The 12,555-nt window shown below is 69.3% G+C and carries 10 protein-coding genes and 1 pseudogene; 5 read left to right on the plus strand and 6 right to left on the minus strand.

What is annotated here, in order from left to right; translation table 11 throughout:
- Positions 1-606: 606 nt before the first annotated feature.
- The 5 genes from ACH4FX_RS37960 to ACH4FX_RS37980 all read right to left on the minus strand — a co-directional run bounded on the left by ACH4FX_RS37960 (position 607) and on the right by ACH4FX_RS37980 (position 5,069).
- Positions 607-927: a hypothetical protein gene (locus tag ACH4FX_RS37960; protein ID WP_398486055.1), complete on the minus strand. Its 321-nt coding sequence runs from the start codon at positions 925-927 to the stop codon at positions 607-609.
- A 771-nt stretch (positions 928-1,698) separates the two neighbouring features.
- Positions 1,699-2,517 (minus strand): acetylxylan esterase, encoded by an 819-nt coding sequence (locus ACH4FX_RS37965; RefSeq protein WP_398486056.1) that lies wholly within the window; start codon positions 2,515-2,517, stop codon positions 1,699-1,701.
- 150 nt (positions 2,518-2,667) lie between these two features.
- Positions 2,668-3,318, minus strand: coding sequence for a 3-oxoacid CoA-transferase subunit B (locus tag ACH4FX_RS37970; RefSeq protein ID WP_398486057.1), 651 nt, complete (start codon positions 3,316-3,318; stop codon positions 2,668-2,670).
- Positions 3,315-4,073: a CoA transferase subunit A gene (locus tag ACH4FX_RS37975; RefSeq protein WP_398486058.1), complete on the minus strand. Its 759-nt coding sequence runs from the start codon at positions 4,071-4,073 to the stop codon at positions 3,315-3,317. The genes ACH4FX_RS37970 and ACH4FX_RS37975 overlap by 4 nt, the downstream gene beginning before the upstream one ends.
- A 195-nt stretch (positions 4,074-4,268) precedes the next feature.
- A complete protein-coding gene (locus ACH4FX_RS37980; RefSeq protein ID WP_398486059.1) occupies positions 4,269-5,069 on the minus strand; it encodes an esterase/lipase family protein in 801 nt (266 codons plus the stop codon).
- A gap of 531 nt (positions 5,070-5,600) precedes the next feature.
- Between ACH4FX_RS37980 and ACH4FX_RS37985 the strand changes: the two genes are divergently transcribed.
- The 5 genes and pseudogenes from ACH4FX_RS37985 to ACH4FX_RS38005 all read left to right on the plus strand — a co-directional run bounded on the left by ACH4FX_RS37985 (position 5,601) and on the right by ACH4FX_RS38005 (position 11,886).
- A complete protein-coding gene (locus ACH4FX_RS37985) occupies positions 5,601-6,509 on the plus strand; it encodes a 3-hydroxyacyl-CoA dehydrogenase family protein (RefSeq protein ID WP_398486060.1) in 909 nt (302 codons plus the stop codon).
- Between the two features lie 134 nt (positions 6,510-6,643).
- Positions 6,644-8,521 carry a helix-turn-helix domain-containing protein gene (locus ACH4FX_RS37990; protein WP_398486061.1) on the plus strand — a complete coding sequence of 626 codons (1,878 nt, stop codon included), beginning with the start codon at positions 6,644-6,646 and terminating at the stop codon, positions 8,519-8,521.
- A 124-nt stretch (positions 8,522-8,645) separates the two neighbouring features.
- Positions 8,646-10,019, plus strand: a pseudogene (locus tag ACH4FX_RS37995) (tannase/feruloyl esterase family alpha/beta hydrolase); the annotation flags it as partial.
- 4 nt (positions 10,020-10,023) lie between these two features.
- Entirely contained in the window at positions 10,024-10,305 is a 282-nt protein-coding gene (locus ACH4FX_RS38000; protein ID WP_398486115.1) for a tannase/feruloyl esterase family alpha/beta hydrolase, read from the plus strand.
- Between the two features lie 204 nt (positions 10,306-10,509).
- Entirely contained in the window at positions 10,510-11,886 is a 1,377-nt protein-coding gene (locus tag ACH4FX_RS38005; RefSeq protein WP_398486062.1) for an MFS transporter, read from the plus strand.
- Positions 11,887-12,414: 528 nt separating this feature from the next.
- On the opposite strand, the gene ACH4FX_RS38010 is transcribed toward ACH4FX_RS38005, so the two are convergent.
- Positions 12,415-12,546, minus strand: a complete 132-nt coding sequence (locus ACH4FX_RS38010; protein ID WP_398486063.1) for a hypothetical protein — start codon at positions 12,544-12,546, stop codon at positions 12,415-12,417.
- Between the last annotated feature and the right edge of the window lie 9 nt (positions 12,547-12,555).

Consider the following 12,555-nt stretch of genomic DNA (forward strand, 5'->3'; position numbering starts at 1 on the left):
ATGCCGCGGAGCCCGTCCGACAGGACGCCGACGGCAGTCAGGAACGAAACTTCCACCGGCGCTGAGTGGAGAGCCCGTGTAGTCGACTGCCGCTTCTTCTTGGGGCCCGCCCTCCGTCAGGGCAGGGAGCATCTGCTGTGCGGCTGGCGCAGGTTCCGCCTCAGGGGCACCCCGCATACGCGTACGTGTGGGGGCGGTGCGTCAGGTGGGTCGTGGGTCTGGGCCCGATCAGGTCCCTGGTCGGTGAGCGAGGGTCGGGCCTGCCCATGTAGAGGGCAAGGCCGCCGTGAAGAAGTGGCGCCTGCGCAAAGCTGTAACGGCAGCTGGCCGACGCGGAGCGGGCTGCCACGTCCGCCAAGCAGTCGGCGACCGAGGCCCGCGTCACGGTCACCACCCACATCGCGTCCCTCGGCGCTCGGAACGCAGCCCTGGCCGACACCATCGCAGTCACTCGGAAGCAGGCCGCCGATCTGGCGGCCGACGTCAAGGACCGGCTTGCGGCAAAACAGGATGACGGACGCTGCGGTCGGTGACGACGGTGTGGAAAAGCCCTGATTGCTCTTCCACGCCCCGTAGCAGGGGCTGTTCGACGACGCCCAGCGCGCGTCAGAGCCGGGCCAGCGCGTCGCCTGGCCGGGTCGGCTTCGGATCCACGCCGAGCAGATCAAGGTGGAACTGCCCGCCGGGGAAGCCGGGGGCGAGCAGGCGCGCGGCATGGACGGCGAACGCCGTCTTGCCGAGGCCGGAGAAGGTCCCTGTTGGGGCCGCCACCGCGGCAGTCGTCGCGGTCGGTATGGCCGTTCCCACTCCGCTCACCGCCCCGGCGTCCTCGGCTGCCCCGACGGGCCGGCCCTCGGACACGCAGGCCACCACCGAGGTCCACACCGTCGAGGTGAACGACACCGCGGCGACGCGGGAGGCCGTCACCGAACGAGCCGAAGTGCTGATCACCGCTCGGCGGCCGGTTGCGCAGGGTGTATTACGCCGCTTCCCAGGCGTTCTCCGTCTCCCTCACCGAGAAGCAGGTGAACGAGTACTACTCGGACAGCCACGTCGACTCGACCGCCAGCGACCGCACCTACCAGGTCGCCGGGCATGTTTCCCGGCAGCAACGGCCCGTCCGGGGGCCGCCGCCCAACCGGCCGCCCCCGGCGGCATTCGGCTGTCGCCGCCCTGGGGCCTGGACCGGATCGACCAGCGCAAGCTGCCGCTGGACGGTGTCCATGCCTTCTCCGGGACGGGAGCCGGGGTGGGCGCTTACATCATCGGCACCGGAGCCCGGTTGGACCACCAGGAGTTCCGGCGCGGCCGGGCGCATGGCGCGTACGACGCCATAAGGCAGCGTCCCGGCGGCACCGACTGCCACGGCCACGGCCGGGGCAACCGGGGCCGCGGCGCTCCACCTCGCCGGCCACCCCGAGGCGACGCCGGCCGCACTGGACAAGGCGCTCATCGACGCCGCCACCAAGGGCCGGGTCAAGAACCCGGGGCAGGACTCCCGCAACCGGCTGCCGTACACCGGCCCGTCCGGCAGCACGGCCGACGGGAAGGGGCGATGAGAGCGCAAGACGTCGCCGGGGGACCGGTGGCGAGACCGGCCGGCCAGTGGCGGCCGCCGCCGGACCGGGTGCGGGGGCGTGCCGGAGCCTGGTCAGCCAGGCTCCGGCTACGTCGGACTCTCCGCCGGGTGGTGTGCGGTCAGAGACCGGGGACGGCCTTGGCGCGGGGGTTGCGCTCGAAGACCGACCAGAACGACGACGAGCAGTAGGTGCAGTCGGGCCCGAAGTACATGCCCCGGGCCTGTTCGTCGCGCATGAGATGGAAGCGGAACCATGCGGTGACGGGGCCGTGCAGGCCGGGGATGCCGTAGTGGTCGGCGCCGCGTTGTTCGGCGTAGACGGCAGGCACCTGGGTGGCCTGGCTGTAGGTTCTGCGGACTGTCGAGGGTGACACGATGGTGTCGTTCTGACCGGCGTAGAACACCGCCGGGCCCCGCACCCGGCTGCCGCTGCTGAACGCAAGGGGATAGATCGGTGCGATCGTGTCCACCCGGGGGTCGGCCCCGGCGTCGACCGCCGCCCCGCCGCCGAAGGAATGACCGGTTGCCCCCACGTTGGCCAGGTCGACCTTGCCCTGGTAGGGGCTGCCCGCCCGGCTGTTCTCGGATGTCAGGTAGTCCAGCCCGCGCAGCATGGGCCCTCCGGTGCCCGCGTTGCCCTCCGCCGCGGCGACGATGAAGCCGTGCGAGGCGAGGTGGTTCAGCAGCGGGGCATACCGGTCGAGACCGGAGCGGGCTCCGTTGTTCCACAGGATGACCGGGTGCGTGGTACAGCCCAAGGTGCCCAGATCGGCCGGCCGGAAGACGGTCGTGCCTCGGCCGTTGGAAGCGGAACTGACGGCGAACGGGCCGGGGGCGGCCCACTGGCCGTTGACCGACGGACAGGCCGAGGCCGCCGCACCGGTCGCGGTTGTGGCCGTGGCGCCGCTCGCCACCGTCAGGGCCAGGGCTGCGAGCACCGTGCCGATGGCGCGTGGCGGCTCATGCGACGGCGTTTCAGGACGCGGGGGAGCGAAGGCATGATTCTCCTCTGGTTGCAGAAGTGCTGACTGACGCAGGATTCGACGCATCCGCGTGTGGTGTTCGGCGGCTCATCCGGCCCGTGTGCTTCAGCAGGCAGCCGAAACATGGTCGAGGAGTACGGGTGCGGCTGTGCTGTCGATGATGTCTTCGACGGTGGTGCCAGGGGCGGTTTCGACCAGGGCCAGGCCGTTGGGCGTCACATCGAGGACGCCGAGGTCGGTGATGACGCGGTGGACGCACCGTTCGCCGGTGAGGGGCAGCTCGCACTCTTCCAGGATCTTCGGGCTGCCGTCCTTGGCGGTGTGCTCCATGAGGACGATGACGCGGCGGGCGCCGTGGACGAGGTCCATCGCGCCTCCCATGCCCTTGACCATCTTGCCGGGGATCATCCAGTTGGCGAGGTCGCCGTGTGCGGAGACCTGCATGGCGCCGAGGACCGCGGTGTCGATGTGGCCGCCGCGGACCATGCCGAAGGACAGGGCCGAGTCGAAGAAGGCGGACCCGGGCAGGACGGTGACGGTCTCCTTGCCGGCGTTGATCAGGTCGGGATCGACCTCGTCTTCGTACGGGTAGGGGCCGGTGCCCAGGATGCCGTTCTCGGAGTGCAGGACGACGTGCACGCCGGGCGGGAGGCGACCGGGGATGAGCGTGGGCAGGCCGATGCCGAGGTTGACGTAGCAGCCGTCGGCGAGTTCGGCGGCGGCTCGGGCTGCCATCTGCTCGCGGGACCAGGTCATCGGGAACGTACCGTCCTTTTCTCGATCGGCTTGTCGGCCGCCTGAGCCGGGGTGAGCTGTAGGACACGTTGGACGAAGATGCCGGGCACGCGGATGTGGTCGGCGGCCAGTTCGCCGGGTTCGACCAGCTCCTCGACCTCGGCGATCGTCGTCCGGCCGGCCATGGCCGCGAGCGGATTGAAGTTGGCGGCTGCCTGGCGGAAGACAAGGTTGCCGTGCCGGTCGCCGCGCCAGGCCCGGACGAGGGCGTAGTCGGTGGTGATGGCGTGCTCCAGGACGTACGTGCGCCCGGCGAAGATCCTGGTCTCCTTGGGCGGAGAGGCGATGGCGACCGTTCCGTCGGGTGCGTGGCGCCAGGGCAGTCCGCCGACGGCGACCTGCGTGCCGACCCCCGCCGGAGTGTAGAAGGCCGGAATGCCCGTGCCGCCGGCCCGCAGTCGCTCGGCGAGCGTTCCCTGGGGCACCAGTTCCACCTCCAGCTCCCCGTTCAGGTACTGGCGGGCGAACTCCTTGTTCTCACCGACGTAGGAGCCGATGACGCGGGATATGCGGCCTGAACCCAGGAGGATCCCCAGGCCGCGCCCATCCACGCCGCAGTTGTTGGACACCACTTCGAGGTCGTCGGCGCCTTGCTCGTGGAGCGCCCGGATGAGTGTGCCGGGTACGCCGCTCAGGCCGAACCCGCCGACGGCCAGAGTCGCTCCGGCAGGGATGTCGGCCACTGCTTGCATGGCCGAAGCCATCGTCTTGTCCATGGAGGAGAAAAGGCCTTTCGTATGCCGCGCGCCCCGCGGACCGGCCGCACCAACGTTCGCTGTGCCGGCCCGTCGTGGAGGGCGCGGAAGTCAAGGTCGGCGTGGAGACGGGGCGGACCGGTCGGTGTGTGCCGGGCGTCGCCAGGTGCGGCGCCCGGCACGGCCGGTGCACGCCCTCCTCGATCGGGTGGTGAATCAGTCGTTCTCGTGCGCGGTGATGAACGACCGCATCTTCGTCAGCGCCGTGGCGTTCTTGATGATCGTGAAGTGGCTGGGCGCCATCGGCCCGCTCATCAGGTAGTTCTCGTCCGCGCCGGCCAGCTTCGCGGTATCGGTGGGGGTGGCGTTGTAGTCCCCGGTCGACCTGATCGTGAGGTAGTCGACCTTGTCGTTGGCCGGGACCTCGGAGGGGCTGTTGAGTGCCCTGAGAAACGGGGTGTTCGGGGAGGCGAACTGCTGGCAGGACACGTACCACTGACAACCGTTGTTGGTGGTGCCGTGCTGCGGCCCGGCGAAGCCGATGTACTGGGAGACCTTGTCCGCGCCGTCGAGGTTCTTGATGTAGTACCGGGCGGCCAGGGTGGAGGCGGACCACGTGGCGAGGACGACCTTGTCGGCCCCGGTCTGGCTGCGCACCTGATCGACCTTGGCCGAGAGCTCCCGCGCGGCCTTGGCCAGGTCCTGCGTCATCGAGCTGCTGTCGGTCCAGGTGAACAGCCGGTTCGCGGGCCAGCCGTTGGACTGCAGGTCGGACTTCATGGTGCTCATGTTGGCCGGCGAGCCGGTCATGCCCGGAATCATGATCACGGGGTCGTGCCCGGCCGCGGCGGCGGCCGACCGGGGCGCTGCGGTGGATGCCTGGGAGGCCAGGCCCAGCAGGCTCGTGGTCAGCACGGCCGCGAGCGAGGCGCTGAGCCGCCGCCGCGCAGGGGCCGGCCGCCGGTTGCCGGTGTGGGTCGATGCCGTCCCGCTGGGCCTCGTGGATGCAAACAGCATGGGGATGCTCCTTACCCGTCGTACGGTCACCGAGCGCTGATGTGCGGCTCGCGCTCAGCAGGACGCCGACAGGCCGTGTGGGGTGGTGTGACACAGAGCACGCTAGAACCACCGGCCGCAGCAGGCAGATGGGCACAGCGCACGTCTTTCGCTCCCCGCAGTGTCTGCTCCAGCCATTACGTTTCGGCCGTACGGGCCGGGATGCGCGCGATCCGCCACCCTGGCCGCGCGGGCATGCCGAGTATGCACTCGGCACACGCCTGATGCTCCGCATATGTGCGCTGTTCCTCTCGCAGAGCTGTGTGGAGGCGGCATACCGTCATGGCGACTCAACAGGGGAACTGCCATCGGCCGACAGGTTGTCCTGGGTGCCGTCTGCCGTGCGCGCAGTCGTCCGGGCCACCGACGCGTGGACCACGTTCTGCTGCGGCTTCGGCTGCCGCCTGCTGCGACCGCCCTGCGCCGTCGGCTCTCAGGCGCTGCGAAAGCACACGTCACCGCATACATCCGCCCACCCTTGGAGGACAGGCAATGACCCGGTTCGGAATCATCGGCGGCGGGCTCATGGGGCACGGGATCGCTGTTGCTCTCGCCCAGGCAGGGCACCGTGCCGTCGTGTACGACGCGGACCCCGCCACCCTGGCCTCACTCGATGAGCGCATCGTGCGGGCACTCGAACGCCGCGACATGCCGCCGGGCGATGTCGGGCTGGTCACCGCACGCATCACAGCAGCGAAATCCCTGCCGGACCTGGTGTTGCGCATAGAGGCCGTGATCGAAGCCGTCCCCGAGCGCCTCGATGTCAAACATCAGGTCCTGGAGGCGCTGGAAGGGAGGATCCCGGCCGCGATGCCGGTGTGGTCGAACACCTCGGTGCTCTCGCTCACCGAGGTGGCCAAGGGCATGCAGCACCCCCAACGGCTGGTGGGAGTGCACTGGTGGAATCCGCCCTACGTCATTCCGCTGGTCGAGGTCGCACCAGGCGCGGAAACGGACCAACGGTTCGTACAGGAGGCGTGCGAGATGCTGAACGGAATGGGCAAGACGACCGTGCGCCTGCACCGCGATGTCCCGGGATTCATCGGCAATCGGCTCCAGTTCGCGCTGATACGGGAGGCACTGCATCTCTTGGAGCAGGAAGTCTGCGATCCGGTGACGATCGACACGGTCATGCGGATGAGTCTGGGCCTGCGCTGGTCGGCGGTGGGCCCCATGGAGAACGCGGATTTCATCGGACTGGACCTGACCAGGAACATCCTCGACAGCTTGGCGCCCCACTTGTCGGCCGAGGTCACCTTCCCCGCTCTCGAAAAGCCCCTCAGCGCCGGTTATCGAGGCTGTGCCTCCGGAGGCGGGCTATTGACCTGGCCGCCCGGGCGGGGCGAAGAAGTCGCACAGCGCCTGGAGAACGGCATTCGCCGCAACCTCGTCGAACCGTGAAGCGTCCAAGCCGGCCGCCGGCGGCGATGACACGGCAGTGAGGAGGGCGGCTCACCCGACTTCGCCACGGTGCCTCATCAACGATGCAACGCCATACTTGACGGGCTCTGGAAGCACAGCTCGATGGAGGGCCGATGGCGAAAACGTACGACAGGTCTTTCCTGGAACTGCTGCTCAACGACGCCGACCTGGAATCCTTCGACGAGGTGCTGGCGCTGGCCCGCGCCGAAGGAGAGCCGGTCGGCCGCCTGAAAGCGCTGGAGGAGGAGCGGGCAATCGCGCTCCGTCTACGGGAGAAGCTTTTGCGGCACCGCCGCAACGAGGCGGAACTCCAACTGCTCAACGACACCGCGAACGACCTGGCCTCCTTGAGAGCCCTGGACCCCATTCTCCAAGCGATCGCCGACCGGGCACGGCGGCTGCTGGACTGCGACCTGGCCTACATCAGCCTCAGCGACCGGGGCCGCGGCGACAGCTACATCAAGGCGGCCGCCGGCAACATCTCCGGTCTGTTGCGTGAACTGCGGTTGCCGGTGGGCACCGGCGTCGGAGGGATCGTGGCGCGGACCGGCGAGCCGTACTTCGTCGCTTCCTATCTCACCGACGATTCCTTCACCCACACCTGTGAGATCGACAAAACCGTCGCAGCGGAGCGGATCGAGTCCTTGTTGGGGGTGCCGGTCAAACTCAACCAGCAGGTGATCGGCGTCCTGCTGGCCGCACACCGCAGCCAGCGCGAATTCAGCAGCCGGGACATCAGTGTCCTGGTGATGCTCGGTTCACATGCCGCTGTGGCCATAGAGAACAGCCGCTTGCTCAGCGCCGCCCAAGAGGCCGTCGCGGAGCTGCGGGTCGCCAACGACACGATCAGCTCCCACATGGCGGACCTCGAACGCACCGCAGAGTTCCACGAACGCCTCACCCGCCTGGTCATCCGAGGCAACGGCGTCGAGGAAGTCGTCCAGGCGACCGCGGCCGCGGTCGCCGGCACGGTGGTAGTCCTCGACGAGGAGGGCAACCTCGTGGCCCGGTCCTGCGGTCCGAACGCTGTGTCGACCGACGGACTCGGCCGGCTCAGCGCGGACGCCTGGCAGGCCGGACACACCGTGGTCCGCGCGACCTGGTGCGCCGTCCCGCTGATCACCGAGTCCGAACCCCTCGGCACGATCGTCCTGAGTGCCACCGCGCAGGTCGATGCCACCGACCGGCGCATCCTGGAGAGGGCCGCCCTGGTGGCCTCGCTCGTGCTCGTCACCCGCAGACGCATGGCGGAGGCAGAAGCCCGCGTACGCGGTGAACTGCTGGGGGACTTGCTGGCCGCGCACAGCAAGGACCACGACCTCCTGCGGCACCGGGCCGCGCTGCTCGGCGTCGACCTCACCACCTGCCGCACCGCGGTGGTGGCCCGGGTCGACGACGAACCACGCGAACGCGTCTACGCCAGGGCCGCGGCCGTCGCCCGGCGCTCCCAGGGCCTGGCGACCTTCCGGGGCAACACCGTCATCCTGCTGCTGCCAGGCGATGACCCCCAGGCCCTGGCGCGCCGCGCCGTCGACGAACTCGCGCGGACCTCACGCCACCCCGTCACCGCCGGGACCGCGCGAGCCGCGGACATCAGCCGGATCGCCGCCGCCTTCCGTGAGGCGGACAACTGTCTGCACGCCCTGGTCGCCCTCGGCAGGACCGGCGAAATCGCCGACACCCGCGGACTCGGATTCGTGGGAGCGCTCTTCAGCGGAGAGCCGGCCACTGCCTCATTCATCGAATCCGTCATCGGTCCGGTCATCGAATACGACCGCACTCACCACTCCGACCTGGTACACACCCTCGACACGTACTGCCGCACCGGTCGGCACGCCCGCAACACCGCACACGAGCTGCACCTGCACGTGAACACCGTCACCCAGCGCCTGGGCCGGGTGAGCCGGCTTCTCGGAGCCACCTGGCGTGACCCCGAACGGCTCCTGGAGATCCAGGTCGCCCTGCGGCTGCTGAAAGTCAGCAAGTCTTAGCAGCCCGCCCGCGGACCGGCACACCCCGCAGGCGGCCCCTGTGTGCGCCCGGCCCATACCGCCCTTGCGGCAAGCTCCGTAACCTTTGCGCCTCGCGACACGAGGCATAAGCGACGGAGACGCCATGAAGAAGACCATCGCCGCAACAGGGCTCGTCTGCACTCTGGTCAGCGGCACGCTCCTGTCCCCGGCACACGCCGCACAGCGACCAACCGACTGCCACAGCCTGCGCGGCCTGCGGCTGCCCGCCTCGGCGATCGGGCTGCCCACCACGGGCGGCGAGGTGAGCGCGGCGAACACCATCGCGCCAACCGGCGGCGGAGCTGCGGCGACCGGCGCGTACTGCCGTGTCGACGCCGTCATCCATCCCGTAGACCCGCGGGCTCCCGATATCACCCTGCGCGTCGCTCTTCCCCAGCAGTGGAACAGGAAGTCGATGATGTTCGGCGGCGGAGGCTACGACGGCACCGTCCCCGATGTCACGGGCAACGTCCCCTTCGGCCCGACCGGCCGGCCGCACCCGCTCAGCCGCGGCTACGCCACCTACGCCGGCGACTCCGGCCACCAGGCGGCGCCGGACTTCACACCGGTCACCTCCCTTGACGGCTCTTTCGGCCTCAACGACGAAGCCGTACGCAATTTCGCCGGCGACGCACTGAAAAAGACCCACGACGCCGCCCGTTACATCATCCGCACGTACTACGGCACCGACCCTGCCCACACCTACTTCGCCGGCGGCTCCAGCGGCGGACGCGAAGCACTCGCCGTCGCCCAGCGATGGCCCACCGACTTCGACGGCGTCATCGCCGCCTACCCCGCCTGGAACGCCGCCGCACTCAACCTTTTCTTCGGCTACGAAGCCCAGCTCCTCTCCCGCCCAGGGGCCTTCCTCAATCCAGCGAAACAGGACCTTCTGTACCGCGGCGTGATCAGGTCCTGCGACGGCGTCGACGGCTTGCGCGACGGTGTCATCTCCAACGAACCAGGCTGCCGCTTCCAGCCCCGCACTCTGCGCTGCCCGGGCGGCAAGGACACCGCAGACACCTGTCTGTCGGATCAGCAGATCCACGCCGCCGAGCTGCTCTCCTCTCCACTGCGATGGAAATACCGCCTGGCCAGCGGCGAAAACAGCTATCCCGGCTTCCCCTTCCTCTCCGGCGCCGACATGACCACCCCACTGCTGGGCATGGGCACCCGCGCCCCCGGCCACCCGATGCCGAAGAACAGCGGCTACGGCCTCCAGTTCTGGGACCAATGGGTGCGGTACTTCGTCACCCGCGACCCGGCGCACAATTCGCTGGACATCGACCCCCGCCGTCCCGGCGCCTGGCAGCAACGCATCAGCCGTCTCTCCGCCCTGCAGGACGTCAACGACCCCGACCTGCACCGCTTCGCCGAGGCAGGCGGAAAACTCCTCCTCCTGCACGGCACCGCGGACGAACTCGTCAGCCACCGCTCCACCATCGACTACTTCCAGCGCGTCCAAAAACGTATGGGCCCGCATGCCACCGGCGCCTTCGCCCGTCTCTATCTCATCCCCGGCGCCAACCACGTCAACGTCGACGCGTCCTTCGCGGGCGAGCTACGACTCGCTGAGTGCCCTGGAAGACTGGACGGAAGACGGCAAGGCACCCTCACGGCCTGTCGTCACCGACGCCGGCCCCGCCGGAAACGCCCGCACCCGGCCGCTGTGCGCCTTCCCCTCCTGGCCGGAATACCGCGGCCACGGCAATCCCGCCTCCGCACACAGCTTCACCTGCCACGGCGCGCGGCCACGGGCATGATCCCGTCCGGTCGTCCCTTGACCACGGGGCGCTCAGCGGCACAGTGCGCAGCGCAGCGACCACGCACGATCCGGTATGGCTGCGGTGAGGACATCCCCGCAGGATCAATGTCCGCTCCGCACATGACGGACGGCGGGGCGCGGGACCCACTCTGGTGCAAGACCGCAGACAACTTCGGCCACCGTCCCGAAAGTGGTGCTACACATGTCGTCTCCGCCTCCAGTACAGTCCCCTGCTCCCAGGGACCTGAAGAAGATTGTGGCCGCCAGCCTCATCGGCACCACCATCGAGTGGTACGACTTCTTCCTCTACGGCGCCGCCTCCGCACTCGTGTTCAACAAACTTTTCTTCCCTGATTCCGACCCTCTGGTCGGCACGCTCCTGTCGTTCCTGACCTACGCCGTCGGCTTTGCCGCCCGCCCCATCGGCGCCCTGGTCTTCGGCCACTTCGGCGACCGCCTGGGCCGCAAGAAACTCCTGGTGTACAGCCTGCTGATGATGGGCGGCGCGACCTTCCTGATCGGTCTGCTCCCCATCCACGCCACGGTCGGCTCGGCCGCCCCCCTCCTGCTCACCGTGCTGCGCCTGGCCCAGGGTTTTGCCCTGGGAGGTGAATGGGGCGGCGCGGTGCTGTTGGTGGCGGAGCACGGAGACGCCCAACGGCGCGGCTTTTGGGCCTCGTGGCCGCAGACGGGGGCGCCGGCCGGGCAACTGCTGGCCACGGGCGTTCTCGCCGTGCTGACGGCGACACTGTCGGACGCGGCGTTCCATTCCTGGGGATGGCGGGTGCCGTTCCTGCTGTCCGGCGCGCTGGTACTCGTCGGACTGTGGATCCGGCTCTCCGTCGATGAATCGCCCGTGTTCACATCCGCCCTCGCAGCAGCCGAACGCCGCAAGGCCGAACGAGCCACTCGCGAGAAGCCGCCCATACTCGCCGTCCTGCGCGACCACTGGCGCGATGTCCTCATTGCCATGGGCACCCGCATGGCGGAGAACATCTCTTACTACGTCGTCACCGCATTCATCCTCGTGTACGCAACCGAGCACGCCGACACGAGCAAACAGACCGCACTCAACGCCGTCCTGATCGCATCAGCCATCCACTTCGTGACCATCCCTCTGTGGGGCGCCCTCTCCGACAAGATCGGACGTCGCCCCGTCTACCTCATCGGCGCCCTCGGCATGGGAATCTGGATCTACCCGTTCTTCACCCTCGCCGACCGGCAGTCCCTCACGGCAATGACCACAGCCGTCACCGTGGCCCTGCTCTTCCACGGCGCGATGTACGCTCCGCAGGCGGCATTCTTCTCCGAATTGTTCGCCACCCGCATGCGCTACTCCGGAGCATCGATCGGCGCTCAGTTCTCGTCCGTGGCCGCCGGCGCCCCGGCCCCGCTCATCGCCACCGCCCTGCTCGCCGAGTACGACAGCGCCGTGCCCGTCGCCCTCTACGTCATGGCCGCTGTCCTGCTCACCGTGATCGCCCTCGGCTGCGCCAACGAGACCCGTCACCGAGATCTTTCGGACCCGTACGAGACCGAGCCGGCATCTGCCGGTGACCAACCGGTTCGTACGGCGTGAAACCCTGGCGGGCAGCATGCCGCCGTACACGTGGAGGCCGTCGCGAGGCCGGTGATCTCTTCCAGCCCCGGCGTCGCCTCGGCCGGCACCTGCCTGGCCAGCCCGGGGCGCGCCGGGACTCGTCACAAACTCCCACCTCGAAGCCGCTCATGACGCGGCCCCGGAGGCGCGGGTGACGCGGTCGGCCGACAGAGGCAGCGGGCGCTTCGCCAAAGCGGCACGGGCCTGGTTGGAGGCCTCACGCCGATTTCGTCGGGGACCAGCCAGTGCAGGAATGGCCAACCCAGGTGCAGCGGCGTGGACGCGAACCGATGGTCCGGGTTGGTTGAGCGCGTCTGTCGTGCGGAGTGGGTGCGTCGTCGGTGGACATGAGATCTCCCGGGGCGGGGCTCAGCAAGAGCGGCTGGTGGCGGCTTTGGGCGCCGGTGCCGGGCGGGTGGCGGCGAGCGCGCGGGCCGGGGGCCGGCCGAAGGTGGCGGCCAGGTCGCGGCGGCCGTCGGCGATCAGGCGCCCCCGCGCGTCGTGGAGTCACAGCGGGCAGTCCTCGCGGGCGACGAGGCTGCGGGACTCCAGCGAGCGGAGGGTGCTGCCGGCGATCCGCAGATCATTGCGGCGCAGGTACGGCTTGCCGTCGACGATCGTCACCTCGCCGCGCGCCACCGCGCGCAG

The organism is Streptomyces sp. NPDC018019 (assembly GCF_044327805.1).
In the GTDB taxonomy this organism is placed as follows: Bacteria; Actinomycetota; Actinomycetes; order Streptomycetales; family Streptomycetaceae; genus Streptomyces.